The 16890-nt window shown below is 62.2% G+C and carries 15 protein-coding genes; 4 read left to right on the top strand and 11 right to left on the bottom strand.

Translation table 11 applies throughout. The features are described from left to right. Window positions 1–89 precede the first annotated feature (89 nt). Window positions 90–2291: a DNA helicase II gene (gene uvrD / locus OCT39_RS16955; RefSeq protein ID WP_263585608.1), complete on the bottom strand. Its 2202-nt coding sequence runs from the start codon at window positions 2289–2291 to the stop codon at window positions 90–92. An 87-nt stretch (window positions 2292–2378) separates the two neighbouring features. Next, window positions 2379–3233 carry a transcriptional regulator HexR gene (hexR, locus tag OCT39_RS16950; protein ID WP_263585607.1) on the bottom strand — a complete coding sequence of 285 codons (855 nt, stop codon included), beginning with the start codon at window positions 3231–3233 and terminating at the stop codon, window positions 2379–2381. 257 nt (window positions 3234–3490) lie between these two features. Between hexR and OCT39_RS16945 the strand changes: the two genes are divergently transcribed. Beyond that, window positions 3491–3706 (top strand): PA3496 family putative envelope integrity protein, encoded by a 216-nt coding sequence (locus OCT39_RS16945; protein WP_263585606.1) that lies wholly within the window; start codon window positions 3491–3493, stop codon window positions 3704–3706. Between the two features lie 96 nt (window positions 3707–3802). Here the strand turns inward: OCT39_RS16945 and OCT39_RS16940 are convergent, their stop codons facing one another. The 3 genes from OCT39_RS16940 to OCT39_RS16930 all read right to left on the bottom strand — a co-directional run bounded on the left by OCT39_RS16940 (window position 3803) and on the right by OCT39_RS16930 (window position 7021). Next, window positions 3803–5146, bottom strand: a complete 1344-nt coding sequence (locus OCT39_RS16940; RefSeq protein ID WP_263585605.1) for a sodium-dependent transporter — start codon at window positions 5144–5146, stop codon at window positions 3803–3805. A 162-nt stretch (window positions 5147–5308) separates the two neighbouring features. Further along, the gene (locus OCT39_RS16935) at window positions 5309–6169 is read right to left on the bottom strand and encodes a DUF72 domain-containing protein (protein ID WP_263585604.1); all 861 of its coding nucleotides are present in this window, start codon (window positions 6167–6169) and stop codon (window positions 5309–5311) included. Window positions 6170–6226: 57 nt separating this feature from the next. Further along, complete coding sequence (locus tag OCT39_RS16930; protein ID WP_263585603.1) at window positions 6227–7021, bottom strand: IclR family transcriptional regulator C-terminal domain-containing protein; 795 nt, start codon at window positions 7019–7021, stop codon at window positions 6227–6229. Window positions 7022–7160: 139 nt separating this feature from the next. On the opposite strand from OCT39_RS16930, the gene aroQ reads away from it, so the two are divergent. Next, window positions 7161–7610 carry a type II 3-dehydroquinate dehydratase gene (gene aroQ, locus OCT39_RS16925; RefSeq protein ID WP_263585602.1) on the top strand — a complete coding sequence of 150 codons (450 nt, stop codon included), beginning with the start codon at window positions 7161–7163 and terminating at the stop codon, window positions 7608–7610. Here aroQ and OCT39_RS16920 read toward each other — a convergent pair. The 6 genes from OCT39_RS16920 to OCT39_RS16895 form a co-directional block, all read right to left on the bottom strand. Continuing rightward, entirely contained in the window at window positions 7607–8557 is a 951-nt protein-coding gene (locus tag OCT39_RS16920; RefSeq protein WP_263585601.1) for an AEC family transporter, read from the bottom strand. The genes aroQ and OCT39_RS16920 overlap by 4 nt on opposite strands. Before the next feature lie 84 nt (window positions 8558–8641). Continuing rightward, window positions 8642–9514, bottom strand: a complete 873-nt coding sequence (locus tag OCT39_RS16915; RefSeq protein ID WP_263585600.1) for a shikimate dehydrogenase family protein — start codon at window positions 9512–9514, stop codon at window positions 8642–8644. Further along, the gene (locus OCT39_RS16910; protein ID WP_263585599.1) at window positions 9511–11397 is read right to left on the bottom strand and encodes a bifunctional sugar phosphate isomerase/epimerase/4-hydroxyphenylpyruvate dioxygenase family protein; all 1887 of its coding nucleotides are present in this window, start codon (window positions 11395–11397) and stop codon (window positions 9511–9513) included. Before OCT39_RS16910 ends, OCT39_RS16915 begins: the two co-directional genes overlap by 4 nt. Before the next feature lie 100 nt (window positions 11398–11497). Continuing rightward, window positions 11498–12763, bottom strand: a complete 1266-nt coding sequence (locus OCT39_RS16905; protein WP_252108025.1) for a TRAP transporter large permease — start codon at window positions 12761–12763, stop codon at window positions 11498–11500. After that, window positions 12760–13257, bottom strand: a complete 498-nt coding sequence (locus OCT39_RS16900; RefSeq protein ID WP_263585598.1) for a TRAP transporter small permease — start codon at window positions 13255–13257, stop codon at window positions 12760–12762. Before OCT39_RS16900 ends, OCT39_RS16905 begins: the two co-directional genes overlap by 4 nt. Window positions 13258–13340: 83 nt before the next feature. Further along, the gene (locus OCT39_RS16895; RefSeq protein ID WP_263585597.1) at window positions 13341–14375 is read right to left on the bottom strand and encodes a DctP family TRAP transporter solute-binding subunit; all 1035 of its coding nucleotides are present in this window, start codon (window positions 14373–14375) and stop codon (window positions 13341–13343) included. Between the two features lie 163 nt (window positions 14376–14538). On the opposite strand from OCT39_RS16895, the gene OCT39_RS16890 reads away from it, so the two are divergent. Together OCT39_RS16890 and OCT39_RS16885 are read left to right on the top strand one after the other, a co-directional pair. Then, window positions 14539–15210 carry a TetR/AcrR family transcriptional regulator gene (locus OCT39_RS16890; RefSeq protein WP_263585596.1) on the top strand — a complete coding sequence of 224 codons (672 nt, stop codon included), beginning with the start codon at window positions 14539–14541 and terminating at the stop codon, window positions 15208–15210. Between the two features lie 162 nt (window positions 15211–15372). Beyond that, the gene (locus OCT39_RS16885) at window positions 15373–16701 is read left to right on the top strand and encodes an adenylosuccinate lyase family protein (RefSeq protein ID WP_263585595.1); all 1329 of its coding nucleotides are present in this window, start codon (window positions 15373–15375) and stop codon (window positions 16699–16701) included. The last annotated feature ends 189 nt before the right edge of the window (window positions 16702–16890 follow it).

The following is a 16890-nucleotide window of genomic DNA, read 5'->3' as shown; positions in this document are numbered from 1 at the left end:
CTCCACAGAATCTGTTTTTTTATAGTTGCACCTGAGCGCAAGCATCCCAGCCGAGTATGCGCCAAACCGGTTTTGCTGGGCAAGTTAGCCTAAAGGGGGGTGAGCTTGGCAAAGCCCAGTACCAGCCACTTATCGCCTTCGCCTTCGAAGCTCACCTGCACCCGCGCCCGCGCCCCCTGACCTTCGGCGTTCAAGATCATGCCCTCGCCGAACACCGGGTGGCTGACGCGCTGACCGATATGCAGCTCGGGCAGCTCGCCGTCGGACTCGATCGAGGTTTGCGCGTAGCTGGGGCGCGCTTGCGCGGTCACCGGGCGCGAGACATGGCCGCGCAGGCGCACCTCTTCCAGAAGCTGCGCCGGCAATTCGCGCAAAAAGCGCGACGGGCGCGGGAACACTTCCTTGCCGTGCAGCCGCCGCGTTTCGGCGTGGGTAAGATAGAGCTTCTGCATGGCACGGGTCACGCCGACGTAGCAGAGCCGGCGCTCCTCCTCCAGGCGCCCCGGTTCTTCGACGGACATCTTGTGCGGGAACAGCCCTTCTTCCACACCGGCGATGAACACCACCGGAAACTCGAGGCCCTTGGCGGAGTGCAGCGTCATCAGCTGCACGCTGTCCTCGAACTCCTCGGCCTCGTGGTCGCCGGCGTTGAGCGCGGCCTCGGACAGAAACGCCTCCAGCGCGGTCATACCTTCTCCCGCTTCTGGCGTTTCAAAGGCATCGCCCTGAGTAAAGGCGCGCGCGGCGGTCACCAGTTCTTCCAGGTTTTCGACCCGCGCCTGGCCCTTCTCGCCGCGCTCGCTCTTGTGATGTTCGATGAGCCCGGTATGGGCAATCACATGATCGATGATCTCATGAAGGGTGAGGCCCGCGGCATCGTTATCGAGCTGCTCGATCAGGTTGGTGAATGCCTGCACCGCGTTGCCCGCCCGGCCCTTGAGCGTGCCGTCGCCGAGGGCGTCGTGCAGCGCCTGCCAGAGCGATACGCTTTCAAGGCGCGCACGGTGGCGCAGGATCTCGACGGTGCGCGTGCCGATGCCGCGCGTGGGCACGTTGATCACCCGCTCGAGTGAGGCGTCGTCGTCACGGTTGAGTAAAAGGCGCAGGTAGGCCAGCGCGTTCTTGATCTCGAGACGCTCGTAGAAGCGGTGGCCGCCGTAGATGCGGTACGGCATGCCCTGGCGGATCAGCGTCTCCTCGATCAGCCGCGACTGGGCATTGGAGCGATACAAAATCGCCACGTCGCGCCGGTTCACGCCTTCGTCGACGCGCTCCTTGATGGTATCGACGATGTAGCGCGCCTCTTCGAGATCATTGAAGCCGGCGTAGACCGAAATCGGCTCGCCTTCGACGCCGTCGGTCCACAAATTCTTGCCCATGCGCTCGCTGTTGTGGCTGATCAAGGCGTTGGCCGCGTCGAGAATCGCGCTGGTGGAGCGGTAGTTCTGCTCGAGCCGCACGATTTTGGTCTCGGGGAACTCCTCCTCGAAGCGGCGGATGTTCTCGATCTTCGCCCCGCGCCAGCCGTAGATCGACTGGTCGTCGTCGCCCACCGCGGTCATCGGCGTCTGCAGGCCGGTCAAAAGCTTGAGCCAGGCGTACTGCAGGGTGTTGGTGTCCTGAAACTCGTCGACCAGCACGTGGCCGAAGCGCTCGCGGTAGTGGTTCAAAAGCGCCGGGTTGTCGCGCAGAAGCTCCAGGCTTCGAAGCAACAGCTCGCCGAAATCGACCAGGCCGCCGCGCTCACAGGTGAACTGGTAGCGCTCATAGAGCTCGACCATCTGACCGAGATAGCCGTCACCGTCGACGTTGACCTGGTGCGGGCGAAGCCCCTCCTCCTTGCAGCCGGAGATGAAGCCCTGCACCTGGCGCGGCGGAAAGCGCTCATCGTCGACGTTGTAGTCCTTGATCAGGCGCTTGATCAGCCGCAGCTGGTCGTCGGAATCGATGATCTGAAAGTTCTGGGGGAGCCTGGCGTCCTGCCAGTGAGTGCGCAGAAGCCGGTGGGCGATGGAGTGGAAGGTGCCCACCCAGACATGGCGCATCGAGATGCCCAACAGCGCCTCGAGGCGGGTGCGCATCTCGCGCGCGGCCTTGTTGGTGAAGGTGACGGCGAGCAGCGCGTAGGGCGAAAGGCCCTCGGCCTGCATTAGCCAGGCGATTCGATGTACCAGCACCCGGGTCTTGCCCGAGCCCGCGCCGGCGAGCACCAGAAGGTTGCCCTGGGGGGCGCTGACCGCCTCGCGCTGAGCGGGGTTGAGCTGATCGAGAATCGCCGTTACGTCATCCATGGTCGCCGCTGCCGGTTTGCAAATGGGCGGGTAGTTTAGCACAGCCCCGCCACTGGACGACCATACAGTGGCGCGAGGGCGGTTTGATCAGCCCTCTTCCGGGTAGCGCAGTGTGTTCAAGCTCTTCTTCACTGCCTTCAGCTGCTCGGCGAGCTTCGGCCCGCGCGTTTTCGCCACGCCCACCGCCAGCACGTCGATCAGCACGAGATGCGCGATGCGCGAGCTCAAGGGCGTGTAGATTTCGGTGTCTTCGTGAACGTCGATGTAGAGCGGTAGGCTCACCTCGCTTGCCAGCGGCGATTCGCTCGGGCAAAGGCCGATCACCGTAGCGCCGGCCTCGCGCGCCAGGCGCACGCTCGCCACCAGCGCCCGGGTGCGCCCGGTTTGCGAGATCGCCACCACCACGTCGCCCTCCGTAAGCGTGACCGCCGACATGTTCTGCATGTGCGGGTCGGCGTAGGCCGAGGTCGAGATCTGCAGGCGAAAGAACTTGTGCTGGGCGTCGAACGCCACCGCGCCGGAGGCGCCGAAGCCGTAGAACTCCACCCGGTTGGCCATCGCCAGCGCGTTCACCGCGCGGCCGAGCGCCTCGTTGTCGAGCCGGTCGCGCACCGATAGAAGCGTCCCCACGGTGGAGTCGAAAATGCTGTGGGAGAACTCCGCCACCGAGTCGCTATCGTTCATCGAGAACTGGGCGAACTGGCTGCCCGAGGCGAGCATCTGCGCTAGCTGAAGCTTGAAGTCCTGAAAGCCGTTGCAGCCCAGCGCCCGGCAAAAGCGCACCACCGTGGGCTCGCTGACGCCGGCCTCGGTGGCGAGATCCACGATGCGCATATGGATCACTTCGTCCGGGTTTCGCAGCACGAACCGCGCGACCTTTTGTTCGGAGCGGCGAAAGTGCTCCATGCGGCGTCTCATTTCATCGAACAGGGCGCGACTCACGGTGAGCTCCTTTGAGTGTCAGGGCACGGCCTGGTGCCGTTGGCGTTTGCGACAGTATGCCTGAACCCGGTGCGCTGTGCGCTCCCGGCCCGCGGGCAAGAGGATAGCGTTTAAAGGCCGTTGGCCTCTTTCTTCCTGAGCCGTCATCATTTTGTCAAGTAGGTTATAGTAATAAGTGTCGTGCCGCACTGCATCATTGCTTTCGCCGTCACGGATGCAGGTGGACAAGTGCTTATTCACCCAAGGGAGCATCGATGATGAAAAACGTCGAACGACTGACGTCGCTTAAAAACGAGCTGCTCGATATATTCATGGGAATGGAAGTCGACGAACACACCAAACGCCGCCAGAGCGCCGCCCAGCGCAATCTGCGCGCCCGACGCGGCATCGAGCTGCATCGCGAATCACAGAAGCTGTCGCGCGCGATCGCCCCGCTGGCAGACGAGGAGTTCCCGCCCAGCGCACTCCATTAAGCTTTCAGCGATCAAAATATTGCCGCGTTAATGCGCGGCCATAAAAAAGGCCCTGCCAATGGCAGGGCCCGGAGTTGGCTACAACTTCGCCGCGGTTTAAATGAAGCCCGCCACGAAGACCACGATCACGCCAATGGGCGCGACGTATTTGGTCAGCAGGTTCCACAGGCTGTAGTCGTACACGTCCATACCGAGTTCGCGCCGCGACTCCTCCTTGTCCAGACAGAGCGAGTAGAACACGATCGCGCCAAGGCCGGTCAGCGGAAGCAGAATCTTGCCGGTGAAGGTATCCAGGAAGTCGAAGATGTTCAGCCCGAACAGCAGCACGTCGGCCCACACGTTGAACGACAAGAGTGCCGCCACGCCCACCAGCCAGACGGCCAAGGCGCTTACCACCGTGGCGCCCAAACGGCCAAGCGCGGTGCGCTCTTCCAGCGTTTCCACCACCGGCTCAAGCAGCGAGATCGCCGAGGTAAGGGCGGCAAAGGTCAACAGCAAAAAGAAGCCGAGGCCCAGCAGGGTGCCGCCGACCATATTGCCAAACGCGATGGGCAGCGTGACGAAGATAAGGCCAGGACCGCTGGATGCGTCCAGATTGGTCGCGAACACGATCGGGAAGATGGCAAGGCCGGCCAACAGCGCGATGGCGGTGTCCAGAATGATCACCGTACGCGCGGTGCCGAGCAGGTTGACGTCCTCACCCAAATAAGAGCCGTAAGCCATCATGATACCCATGCCCAGCGACAGGGTGAAAAATGCCTGACCCATGGCCGCCAGCATGACGCCGCCGTCGAGTGCGCTCCAGTCCGGTGTGAACATGAAGGCGAATGCCTGGCCGAAAGCGCCGCTGGTGGCGCCGTAACCCACCAGCACCAGCAGCAGCACGACCAGCGCCGGCATCAGAATGCGCGCGGCGGCCTCGAGCCCCTTGGTAACGCCGCGAGCGACGATGCCCACGACCAGTACCATGAAGAGCGTGTGCCAGATCAGAAGTGAGCCCGGGTTGCCCAGCAGCGCACCGAACGCCGCTTCGCTGGCCGCGGCGTCCTGGCCACTGAACGAGCCGATCACCGCACCGACCGTGTAATTGAGCGACCAGCCGCCGATGACGCTATAAAACGACAGAATCAAAAACGACGCCAATACGCCGCTGACCCCCACCATGGCCCAGCCGCGCGAGCGACCGTGGCGCTTGGCAAGATCCGCCATGGTATTGATCGGGTTTTTCTGACCGCGTCGGCCGATCATCCACTCCGCCACCAGAATCGGCAGCCCCACCAGCGCCACGCAGGCCAGGTAGACCAGTACGAACGCCGCGCCGCCGCTCTCCCCCGTGAGATACGAAAAGCGCCAGATATTCCCAAGACCTACCGCGGACCCCGCGGCGGCCAGCACGAAGCCCATCTTCGAGGACCACTGTGCGTGTGCCAGTTTTGCCATACATCACCCAGGTGTTCAGTTTTTAAGATGCGTGTGTGCGCTTCGTCGAGCTCGACCTTGCCAGGGCCAGGCCGAAAGTACGCGCAATTTATAGGAACGCGGCGCGCCATGCCAGCCGCTTGGGCTCAGTTTGATGAGCAAAGCATCATGAAACAACCCGTGCTAGAAAAGAGACGTTTGGGTTTCGCCGGGAAAGGCCGCAAGAGGCGCCAGAGAAGCTTTTTCGTTCAAGGCGTTATAGAGCAGCCGCGCCATCTGCGGCGAGGCGCGATTATCCGCGGTATGCACAAACAAGAAAGGGGTTTTCCCCTGATTTATCCACAGGTTGATGCGTGATATCCAGGGGGCGAAGTAGCGGCTATTGATCGCTTTGTCAATATGGCCGATGAAGCGAATGACCGGCGCATTTCCCGTGGAAAGCACGTGTAGCGGGAGTTTCGGCTTTTCCTGCTGCGCGTGGGTAAGCCCCTCGTGGCCATTGGGCGGCGTAGAGAACACCGGGCGCACATCCAGCATCACGCGGTTGGCCCCAAAAGTTATCAACAATTGGTTGAGTCTCTTTTCTGCCTCTCCCTTGTGGAAAAAGAGCGGATGGCGCACCTCGACGGCGCAGGGCAGATGCGCCGGCCATCCAGCGAGCAGCGCCTCCAGCCGGGGCAGCTCATCGGGGCCGAAATCCCGCGGAAGCTGGACCATGGTGGGCCCCAACCGGTCGTGCAGCGGCGTAAACGCCTCGAGAAAGCACCATGCCTCATCCAGCCGCGTCAGACGCTGTTCGTGGGTAACGCGGGCGGGAAGCTTCAAACAGAAGCGAAAATCGCTCGGCGCCTGGCGCGCCCAGGCGGCGATGGTCTCGGCCTTCGGCGCCCCGCTATAGAAGGTGGTATTGCCCTCGACGGTCGAAAACACCGCCGCGTAGTCGCTCAAAAGCTCGGTTTTGGCGTGGCGGGCGTAAAGGCTGCCCTGCCAATCCTGGTTGGCCCACATCGGCAGGCCCAGGTAGAAGGGGCGCGATGGCTGCATTGGCACTTGTCTACTGGCCAAAACGTAATGGGGTAAAAGCGGTCGGCATGGGGAGGCTTAACTCGCGATAGAGGCGCGTATCTGCGCGGCTTTATCCTGCAACAGCGGCAGATAATCTCCGAGCAGCGTATCCATATCGATGCGCGCCGCGTTGGTGCTGATATTGATCGCACCGAGCAGGTGGCCACTTGCGTTGAAGGCGGGCACCGCCAGCGAGCGAAGCCCGGAATCCAGCTCCTGGTCGGCGATGGCATAGCCCTGCTTACGAACGGTGTCGATGCGCTGCCTGAGCGCGTGTTTATCCACAACGGTCTTGTCGGTGTGGCGCGTAAGGGCAATGCGCTCGAGATACGCGTCGAGCGCCGGCTCATCAAGCTGCGCCAGCAGCACGTGGCCCATCGACGTATAAGCGGCGGGCAGGCGGGTGCCCACGGAGAGCGTGATCGCCATGAGACGATGCGGCGCAGCGGAGCGTGCCACGTAGATCACCTCGTCGCCGTCGAGCTGAGCCAGCGACGAGGACTCGCCGGTCTGCGCGGTGATATCTTCCAGGAACTGCTGGATGACGCTACGATAATTGTTCGCGGACAGAAACGCATAGCCCAGCTGCAGCACCTTCGGCGCCAGCTCGAAATAGCGCTGATGCTTTCGCACGTAGCCCAGCGCGTGCAGCGTGAGTAGAAAGCGGCGCGCCTTGGCGCGGTTCATACCGGTACGCGCGGCGACCTCGCTTAGCGTCATGCGCGAATGGACGTCGTCGAAGGCGAGAATGACGTCCAGTCCGCTGGAGAGGGCGGAGACGAAATCACGGCTATCCGGCGTGAGCGTATCTTCCTGTAAAGCGTCTTTCATAATGAATCATTGACCGATAGGCGCGCAGTTGAAACCCTGAATCTAACACGATGTTCGAATAGCGAACAATTATTCGTTCGCCCTGGGCGCTGTCCTCGCCGACAATATCGTCCTGCGTTACTTACGAGGAGCCCTTTTAATGAAACAGAAAAAAATCACCGTGCTACACGGGCCGAACCTTAATCTTCTGGGCACCCGCCAGCCCGAGATCTACGGGGCCGACACCCTGGAGGACGTGAACAACCGGCTGCGCGAAGCGGCGCTGCTGGCCGGCTGGGAGGTCGTCTGCTTTCAAAGCAACCACGAAGGCGCCTTGATCGATGCGATTCACGCCGCCCGCCAGGACGGAACGCACGCGATCATCATCAACCCGGCGGCCTATACGCACACCTCCGTGGCGATACTCGATGCGCTCAACGCCTTCGAGGGCACGGTGTTCGAGGTACACATCTCCAACGTGCACCAGCGCGAAAGCTTTCGCCACCACTCCTACGTCTCGCTGCGCGCCGATGGCGTCATCGCCGGGCTCGGCACGTACGGGTACCGGGCTGCGCTCGATGCCATCATCAAAAGCGACGGCGCCTCTTAAAGCGCCAGCGACGGGGTATGCAGCAGTAGCGCGATGATCAGGCTTAGCGTGACAAACGATGCCACCGTCGCGGTCAGCATGGCCGCCGCGCTCATATCGCCCACACCAAAACGCTGGCCGAACAGTGGATAGATGCTGATCATCGGCGCCGAGGCGAATAAAACGGCGCCGACGATGTACACCGGGTCGATGCCGGGTATCACCCAAAAGGCCGCGAGCACCGCCAGCGGGTGGATCAGCAGCTTGCCGATCACGATCAGGCTGACGTGCCGGGTCTGCCCCTTGAACCGCAACCCGAACAGCGCGCCCCCGATCACAAACAGCGCTGCCGGCCCCGCTGCTTCAGCCAGCATGTCGATCGCCTTGGCCAGCGGCGCCGGCAGCAAAAGGCCGGAGCCTGCAAAGCCCAATGCGATCGCAAGCCCGACCAGTACCGGATTTTTGCCCAGATTGAGTGCGGTTTTCTTGAGCGTCGTGCCCAGCCGCCCGCTGCGTTGGCTCGCCATCTCCGCCAGAACGAGCGCGGTGGGAATGATCAGCAGGTTCTCGACCATCATGTTCAGCGCCAACAGCACCGCCGCCGGCGAGCCGATGACCATCGCCGCTACCGGGTAGCCGATGAAACCGCTATTGGACGCCGCCATGCCAAGCGCCTGCATGGCCCCAGCCGCCAGGTTGTCGCGTTCGCGCCTCAAGCTGATCAGAAGCCCCAAACCGAACACCAGCGCCGACGCCAGCCCGTAAGCCACCAGGTAGTTGAGCTGAAGAATCTCGCCCAGCGGCTGCTGATTGAAAGCGCGTATCACCAGCGCCGGCAGCGCCAGGTAGAGCACGAAAATACTCACGCCCTGCATTTGTTCAGCACTCATCAGCCGGCTACGTCTTGCGACATAGCCGGCACCGATCAATAAAAAGATAGGCGTTGTGATCGCAAGAATGGCGAGCATGGAGATCCTTTTCGGCACGTGAAGCACATGATCGTTTCACCCGTTGCCGGGCGTATCCAGCTCATTATGTGACCAAAATACGTCTTAAGAAGATGGCGGCGACGTCACCAGTCGGTCGATATAGTGCTGGCGCAGCGAAATGACGTGCGCATCGATTCGATCAGCGCTCAGCCGATCTGCGGTAAAAAAGCGAAACGCATCCACGCCCTGAAAGACGAACAGCTCGACCCCGGAAAGGACGTCGGCGCCTGCTTGAGTGGCGGCGTTTAAAAATTCGGTATGCGCGGGCACGTATACGGCGTCGAACACCCAATGGCGCTTGCTGAGTCCGGCGGTGTCGATGGGGCAGCCCGGGTGATGAAGGTGGCCGATCGGCGAGCAATTGACCACGCCTTGCCAGTTCGCCAGCTTGCGCTCGGCCTGCTCCCGGGCAACGCAGTCGGCGGTGATGCCCATGGCGTTGAGATCCTGGGCCAGACGCTCACCGCGGTCGGCGTCGCGCTCCATGATATGAACGCAGGTGGCACCCACCTCGCCCAGCGCGCAGGCCACCGCGCGGCCTACGCCGCCGGCGCCGATCAAGAGCACCTCACCGGCAGGGCGCTCGCCAAATGAGTGGCGGTAAGCGCTGATGAAGCCGGTGTAGTCTGTGTTTTCCGCGCGTAGCCCGCCTGCCTCGAACAGCAACGTGTTGGCGGTGCCGACGCGCTTGACGCCTTCACCGCAAATATCGGCAAGCTGTGCGGCGCGCTCCTTGAACGGGAAGGTGACGTTGGTGCCGCGATATCCTTCGCGGCGCAGTGTGTCTATGGCGTCCGGAAAGTCGAAGTCCTCGACGCCGCGGCTATCCACCAGGTCGTACCGGACGGTTTCGTTCAGCGCGGCGCCAAGGCGGACGTGCAGGTCGGGCGACTGGGACTGGGCGATGCCCTCTCCTACCAAACCGAGCTTGATCATGCGGGCGTCTCTTTCGTGTCGTCAGAAGGTGTTCGTGGGGCAATGGCGTCGATCTCTGCTTCCAGGCGCTGCTGGGCGGTCACGCGGATAAAGGCATTGGGCGCCCCCAAGCCTTGGTAGCCCTCGCGCTGCACCAGCTCGAAGAAGAACGCCTTATGCGCCGGCCGGGTATAGAGCTGGTGGAAGTCGCCGCCGCTGTCCTGGTCGAACAGCACGTCATGGTCCTGCATCCATTGAAGGGTTTGGGCGCTCAGGTCGAAACGCGCGCTCAGATCGCGGTAGTAGTTACCCGGAATGGGCAGCGTCGGGGCGTTGGCCTGGCTGAGCGCGGTGCCGGTTTCGCGTATCGAGCGGGTACGCAGCGCCACATGATGGACGCCGGAGCCGCCGTACTGGCGCACGAAGCGGTTGCTGGCGGTATCCGGCGAGGCGCTGGCGTTGAGCGCCAAACGAAACCGCCCGTTATGGTTTTGCAGCACCTGACTCTGGATGAGCCCGCGCGGGTCGGTCACGTCGAACGACGGTGTGATCTCAAGTGCAAAGATGGCGCGGTACTGCAGCATCAGCGACAGGTAGTCGTGATAGGAGAGCGCCACGCTGATGTGGTCGATATCGACCAGCGCACTTTGCGGAATCGGTTTTACATCGACGGTAAACTCGCGATCCCAGGTGCGGCTGAGCTGGGAGTCGTCGATGATGTAGGAGAGGCTGCCATCGACGTTGCGCAGCGCGCTCATTCGGTGGCTCGAGCCGACGTCCTCGGGCTCGACGATATCGTAGCCCAGCTTGTCGGCGCGCTTGAACGCCTCGTAAGCGTTGTCCACCTTCAGGCCGATGGCGGTGATCGCGGTGGCGTCGCGTCCGGGCACCCGGCCGGTGAAATTCGACTCGGTGTTGAGTACCAGGTTCACGTCCCCCGCGGCCCAGCGTTCAGCGTTCAGTGTATGGTGGCGCCCTACGCAGGCGAGCCCCATCGCGGTGAGCTCGTCACGCAGCGGGTCCAGGTCCCCGGGCTCGACGGCGATCTCCAGAAACGCCACCGACTCAACCGGCTGAGGGGCGGGAATACCGCTGCCATTCTGCATGCTGCGTAAAAGGTGATAGGAGCGAAGCCCGTCGCGGGCGGTCTGGTCGCTGTGGCCCATGCGAAAGACATCGTTGAAGATCTCGTGGGAGAGCGGGCCGTCGTAGCGAGTCTCCTGGAGCATTTCCATGAACGCATCCATCTGCAGCTCCCCCTGGCCCGGAAAGCAGCGATAGTGACGGCTCCAGGAGAGGTGATCCATGGAGAGCCTGGGCGCATCGGCGGTCTGCACGAGAAAGATGTTGTCGCCCGGAATACGACCGATGGTGCCAAGCTCGGTCTGGCGCGAGAAGATGTGGAAGGTGTCCAGCACCAGCCCCACGTTTGGGTGGGCGGCGCGGCGCACCACTTCCCAGCTATCGCGATAATCATGAATGTGCCGGCCCCAAGCCAGCGCCTCGAAGGCGACGCGCAGCTGGCGCCTGGCGGCGCGCTCGCCAAGCTCACGGTAGTCGTCGGCGGCCCGGCTCAGACCCGGCAGTGAATCCGCGCGGGTGGTACTACAGGCCATCAGCAGATCGGTGCCCAGCTCCTGCATCAGGTCGAACTTGTGCTCGGCGCGATCGAACGCCTGCTGCCGGGCACGGCCCTCGAGGCCCTCGAAATCGCGAAACGGCTGGAGCGTGACCAGCCTGAGTCCGCGCGAGCGGATCAGCTCGCCGGCCTCCCGGGGGGAGCCGGTGAAGGCGGTCAGGTCGTTCTCGAAGAGTTCGAGGCCTTCAAAGCCGGCTTCGGCGATGGCGTCGACCTTCTCTTCGAGCGAGCCGCTCAGGCACACCGTGGCGATGGACGAATACATGACAACACGCTCCTTGCAGTCGGAAAAACAGCCGTCGAACACTCGGTGGCTAAAACCCAATCGTTAAAACCTGGTCGCTGGAAACTCGGTCGCTCATGGATCAATAGCCAAAGAGTCTTGGCAGGAAAGTGACCAGCGTCGGCACGAAGGTGATCAGCAGCAGAATCAAAAACTGGACGAGCAGCATCGGCAGAATGCGCCGGATGATCGCGCCCATGCCGACGCCGGAAACCGAATCGGCGACGAATAGGCAAAGCCCCATGGGCGGCGTGATCAGCCCCATCATCAGGTTGAAGATCACCACGATGCCGAAGTGCAGCGGGTCGATCCCCAGTGCCATGGCGATCGGGTGAAGGATGGGCACCAGCACCAGAATGGCGGCGATTCCTTCCAGGAACAGCCCGACGACCAGCAGCAGCGCAATGACCGCGAGCAGGAAGGTCCACTGGGTGTCGATGCTCATCAGCGCCCACTCGGTGAGCATGTTGGGAACCCGCTCGAACGTCAGCACCCAGTTGGCGGCAGCGACGGCTCCCATTATCACCATGATCACGGCGCTGTCGCGCATGGCGCGGGCGAAAATCGCCGGCAAATGAGTGAGCTTGATGTTGCGATACAGCACCACCCCCAGAATCAGCGCGTAGACCACGGCAAAGGCTGCGGCTTCGGTCGGAGTGACGATGCCGGCGAGAATCGCGCCGACCACGAACACCGGCATCAGCGCCGGCAGCAGGCCGTGCAGCAGGGCGTGGCGGCGAGACTGCTGTTGCGTCTTCGAGGCGCCAAGGTCACCGGCAAAGAAGTAGACGTAGATCGAAAGCCCGAGTGCCAGCAAAAAGCCAGGCACGATGCCGGCCAGAAAGAGTCCGGGTACCGAGACGCCGGAGACCGTCAGCGCGTAGATGATGACCGGAATGCTCGGTGGAATGATCGGGCCGATCACCGAGGAGGCCGCGGTGAGCGCGGCGGCAAAATCCCGCGGGTAACCCTCTTTCTCCATCGATGGAATGAAGACCCGCCCGAGCGCGGAGGTATCGGCGATCGCCGAGCCGGAGAGCCCGGCAAAGATCACCGAGGCCCAGATATTGACGTGGGCAAGCCCGGCCTTGAGCCGGCCGACGATAGCACTGGCCAGGTTGATGATGCGGTGGGTGATGCCCGCCTCGTTCATCAACTCACCGGCCAGGATGAACAGCGGAATCGCCAGCAGCGGAAAGGACTCCATGCCGCCGAAGAACTGCTGCGACACGATACGAATGTGATAGGGCAGATCGCCGGTGCTCATCAGTACCGTTAGCGTGCCCAGAATGGCGAAGGCGAACGGTACACCGATCAGCACCAGCGCCAACAGCAGAACGAAAATCATGGCGCCACCTCCTGGTCGGCGGGCGTGGTTAATCTCAGTGCGCCCATGATCAGGGCTGACAGGCTCAAGAGCCCGCCGCCGAGCAGCATCGAGGCTTGGTACAGCCACATCGGCATGCCGGTACTCGCCGAGGTGCGACTTCCCCTGGCGTCGATGAACTCGATGGCCGAGACCACCAGTGCGATGCCCACCGCCATCACCACCAGGTCGATCAAGATCGCCTGCCAGCGTAGCCAACGCGCCGGCAGCAACCGGCGAATGAGGTCGAAGCCGATGTGCTTGTCCTGTAGATACGCCCACGCCATACCAAACATCAGCCCGTAGATCATCAGGTAGATGGCGGTATCTTCGCCCCAGCTGATGGAGCCGCCGTAGGTGTAGCGGGCGAAGGCGTTACCCGCCACCAGGAAAAAGATCAAAATCATGGCAAGGCCGGCCAAGCCGGCGTTGAACAGGATCAGGCCACGTTGCAGCCGGGCGAGAAGAGACGACATGAGAGCACCTTCGGGCGGTAGTCAGGCACACGAAACGACGAGCGGACCGCACCGGCCCGCTCGCAAAGCGTTATTCGACAGGGTTAAAAGCGTGCGGAAGCCTCTTCTACGGCGGAAGAGAGACGATCGATCCACGCGGCGTCATCGCCCAGCTCCTCGCTCAGGTACGCCTGCACCGGCGGCTGCGCTGCTTCGCGGAAGGCTTCGAGCTCTTCGGCGGTGGGCTGGGTAACTTCCATGCCTTCTTCTTGCAGCTTGGCGATGCCCTCGGCAGAGTTGAACTGCTGGATGACGCGACCGGTGTTGCCCGCCACCACGGCGGCGCGTTTCACCGCGGCCTGCTCTTCCTCGGTCAGCGACTGGAAGATTTCGTCGTTGATCAACAGGTGATCGACGCCGTAGACGTGGCCGTCCAGGGTCAGGTAGTCCTGGAACTCGTAGAAGTTGTTGCCGTAGATCACCGAAATCGGATTTTCCTGACCGTCGACCACGCCGGTGGCCAGCGCCGTCGGCACTTCGCCCCAGGCGATGCCCTGAGGTTCGGCACCCAGCGCGCTCACCATCTCGAGATACAGCGGAATGGTTTGCACACGGAATTTCAGACCCGCCATGTCCTCCGGCGAGTGGATCGCGCGCACCGAGTTGGTGAAGTGGCGAAAACCGGTTTCGCCGTAGGCCAGGGTGCGAAGGCCTGTTTGCTCCAGGCAGTGCTCGGCCAGCGCGTCGCCGAATTCGCCGTCCATGACCGACCACGCCACCGGAGCGGACGGGAAGGTGTAGGGAATGTCCGTCACGGCCACCGCCGGGCAGAAGTTGGCGTAGGCACCGGACACCATGGCAATACTGATGGTGCCGTCTTGGGCGCCTTCGATCAGTTCGGTTTCGCCACCAAGTGAGCCCGCCGGATAGAGCTCGACGGTCAGGTCCGTCTCGGCTTCCACCAGGTTTTTGAAGACTTGGCCGGCCGCGCCTTTCTTGGAGGTGGTCCAATCATCCGGGTCGACGTGGGCGAAGCGTAGCGTCTGAGCGCTCGCCTGGGCGGTGGCGGTCAGCACGGCGGTGGCGACGGCGGCGGTCAGCGCGCGTTTGAGAATGGTGCGGTTTGGGCGTGATGACATTGTTATTGTCCTCTATTTTAAGCGGTGAGCGGTCTCGAAAGCCGCATGACGTGACGTTTTCAAGGGTTTCGTAGTGTCTCCAAAAACAATGTACGAAATGGTACGTTCAGTCAATATACGGCATACTAGACCAAAGGCTACCATCACAACAAAAGGCACTCTCATGGCACGTTCTGCAACCAACTCCGTATCTGCCAAGCCTCAGCGGCAGCGAAAAAACGATCCCGCATCGGTGCGCGCCGATATCATGGCGGTGGCGACACGTGAGTTTTCTGAAAAGGGGTTTTCCGGTGCACGCATCGACGAAATCGCCGACAAGACCCGTGCCTCCAAGCGAATGATCTATTACTACTTCACAGATAAGGAAACGCTTTATCTACACACCCTGGAAGCGGCCTATCAAAAAGTTCGTCTTCAGGAGGCCGAACTCGACCTTGACCATTTACCCCCACTCGAGGCGCTAAGCCGGTTGGTACGATTCACCTTCAATCACCATACGAGAAATCCTGATTTCATTCGTCTGGTCATGATCGAGAACATTCATCACGGCCGGTTTCTGGCTCAGTCCGACCTCATTCAATCGCTTAACGCAGGAGTGATTGATGTGCTTTCGCGCGTCTATGGTCGTGGCGTGGAGGCGGGGTGTTTTCGTGCCGGTCTGGACCCGCGCGAGCTGCATTGGCTGATTAGCGCGCTGTCCTTTTTCAATGTTTCCAACCAATACACGTTTTCGAAAATTTTTGATTGGCAGCAGGATTCGCCGGAAAACCAGAAGAAGCTCGAAGACCACGTCAACGACATGGTGTTGCGCTATGTGCGCCCGGGCGATGAGTAGCCTTGAAGCGTAGGGTAGCCCAGGGTCACTGATTGCAAACGCCCATGGCGCTCATTAACGTAAGGTTCGAATACCGAGCATATGCACAGGTATGCTCGGCTCCCGTCTCGAAGATCATCATCACTGTTTTGGGTAGCAACGCTCACTGGAGGCTTTTCCCTCATGCCCGCTGACTTTTTCAAGCACCCCTTCATGAGTCGCACGGCACTGGCTGCCTGCGACGAGAACGCCGTGGTGGACGCCATGCTGGCCTTCGAGCTGGCGCTGGCCGAGGTTCAGGAGCAGGGGGGCGCGCTTGCCGAGGGTACGAGCCGGCGCCTGCGCGAACAGCTTCAAGGCGCTACCTTCGATACCGCCGAGATCGCCCAGGGGATCGCCACCGGCGGCAACGTGGCCATTCCCTTCGTCAAGCAGGCACGAGCGCTGCTCGACGACGAGCTCAAGAGCGCCTGGCACAAGGGCGCCACCAGCCAGGACGTGGTCGATTCGGCGCTGATGCTGCTGTTAAAGCCCCGCTTGCACGCTCTGGAAGCGTGGCTTCTGCGCTGCCGTTCGGCGGCCATCGACCTCATACAGACCCATGCCGAGACCCCCATGGTTGGGCGCACCCTCATGCAGCAGGCGCTGCCGATCACCTTCGGCGTCAAGGTGGCCCACTGGGCGGTAGGGCTCGAGCAGGCGCGGCGGCGCTTGATGGAAATCGAGCTGCCCGTCCAGTTCGGCGGCGCGGTGGGTGTGCATTCCGGGTGGGACGCAGAGGGCCTTGAGTGGATGGACGCGCTGGCAACCCGGCTGGGCCTGGCTTCGCCGGTGCTGCCTTGGCATACCGACCGCTATCCGGTGCATACGCTCGTCACCGCGCTCGACGCCGTGGCCACTGCTACCGACAAGATCGCCCTGGATATTTCCCTGATGACCCAGACCGAAATCGGCGAGGTGGCCGAGCCCGCTGCGCCCGGCATGGGCGAATCCTCGTCGATGCCCCACAAGCGCAATCCGGTGCGCTGTGCGCTGATTCGCAGTGCCGCGCGCCAGGTCCATGGCCATACGAGCGTGGTAATCAATGCCGCTGCCCAGCCTCTCGAGCGGGGGCTGGGCGAATGGCACGCCGAATGGGCGCCGCTGACCGAGAGCGCGCTGCTGGTGGAGGGGGCGCTTGAGCAGGCGGCGACCCTGCTCGAGGGGCTGGAGGTTCACGCCGAGCGGATGCAGCGCAACCTGGCGGCCACCGGGGGCGGCATCATGGCGGAGCCGGTGGCGAAGCTGCTGGCACCGGCGCTGGGAACGGATAAAGCGAAATCCGTGAGCGCCGAGGCCGCGGAGCAGGCCCGCCTGAACGCGCGCCCCTACGCTGAGGTGTTGGCCGACTATCCCGAGGTCACCAACGCCGTATCCCGGCAGGCGCTGGAGAAAGCCTGCGATCCGGCTTTATACCTTGGTAGCAGTACGCGACAGGTCGAGCGCGCCAGGCAGTGGCTTATCACTGTATAAGTAGTTGAATAAAAATATAATTCCCGCTGCTTTTCTTCTTGGCCAGTGTCGAGCTGGCGCTGTCGTCCCGGTCACAGGTTTGACGGTCATCGTGTAGCGCAGTAACTTGTTCGTATCAAGAATCTATGTTCGTTATGCGAACTTCGTTGTGCGGACAGTGTTTTGCAAACAGTGTTGTGCGAACAGTGT

The sequence above is a fragment of the Halomonas sp. GD1P12 genome (genome assembly GCF_025725645.1).
Classification (GTDB): domain Bacteria; phylum Pseudomonadota; class Gammaproteobacteria; order Pseudomonadales; family Halomonadaceae; genus Vreelandella.
This window is presented reverse-complemented; position numbering and strand designations above follow the sequence as displayed.

Coding starts and splice junctions, on each gene's coding strand:
- uvrD (WP_263585608.1), bottom strand. CDS start 2,291: ATGGATGACGTAACGGCGATTCTCGATCAGCTCAACCCCGCTCAGCGC.
- OCT39_RS16945 (WP_263585606.1), top strand. CDS start 3,491: ATGAAAAACGTCGAACGACTGACGTCGCTTAAAAACGAGCTGCTCGAT.
- OCT39_RS16940 (WP_263585605.1), bottom strand. CDS start 5,146: ATGGCAAAACTGGCACACGCACAGTGGTCCTCGAAGATGGGCTTCGTG.
- OCT39_RS16935 (WP_263585604.1), bottom strand. CDS start 6,169: ATGCAGCCATCGCGCCCCTTCTACCTGGGCCTGCCGATGTGGGCCAAC.
- OCT39_RS16930 (WP_263585603.1), bottom strand. CDS start 7,021: ATGAAAGACGCTTTACAGGAAGATACGCTCACGCCGGATAGCCGTGAT.
- aroQ (WP_263585602.1), top strand. CDS start 7,161: ATGAAACAGAAAAAAATCACCGTGCTACACGGGCCGAACCTTAATCTT.
- OCT39_RS16920 (WP_263585601.1), bottom strand. CDS start 8,557: ATGCTCGCCATTCTTGCGATCACAACGCCTATCTTTTTATTGATCGGT.
- OCT39_RS16915 (WP_263585600.1), bottom strand. CDS start 9,514: ATGATCAAGCTCGGTTTGGTAGGAGAGGGCATCGCCCAGTCCCAGTCG.
- OCT39_RS16910 (WP_263585599.1), bottom strand. CDS start 11,397: ATGTATTCGTCCATCGCCACGGTGTGCCTGAGCGGCTCGCTCGAAGAG.
- OCT39_RS16905 (WP_252108025.1), bottom strand. CDS start 12,763: ATGATTTTCGTTCTGCTGTTGGCGCTGGTGCTGATCGGTGTACCGTTC.
- OCT39_RS16900 (WP_263585598.1), bottom strand. CDS start 13,257: ATGTCGTCTCTTCTCGCCCGGCTGCAACGTGGCCTGATCCTGTTCAAC.
- OCT39_RS16895 (WP_263585597.1), bottom strand. CDS start 14,375: ATGTCATCACGCCCAAACCGCACCATTCTCAAACGCGCGCTGACCGCC.
- OCT39_RS16890 (WP_263585596.1), top strand. CDS start 14,539: ATGGCACGTTCTGCAACCAACTCCGTATCTGCCAAGCCTCAGCGGCAG.
- OCT39_RS16885 (WP_263585595.1), top strand. CDS start 15,373: ATGCCCGCTGACTTTTTCAAGCACCCCTTCATGAGTCGCACGGCACTG.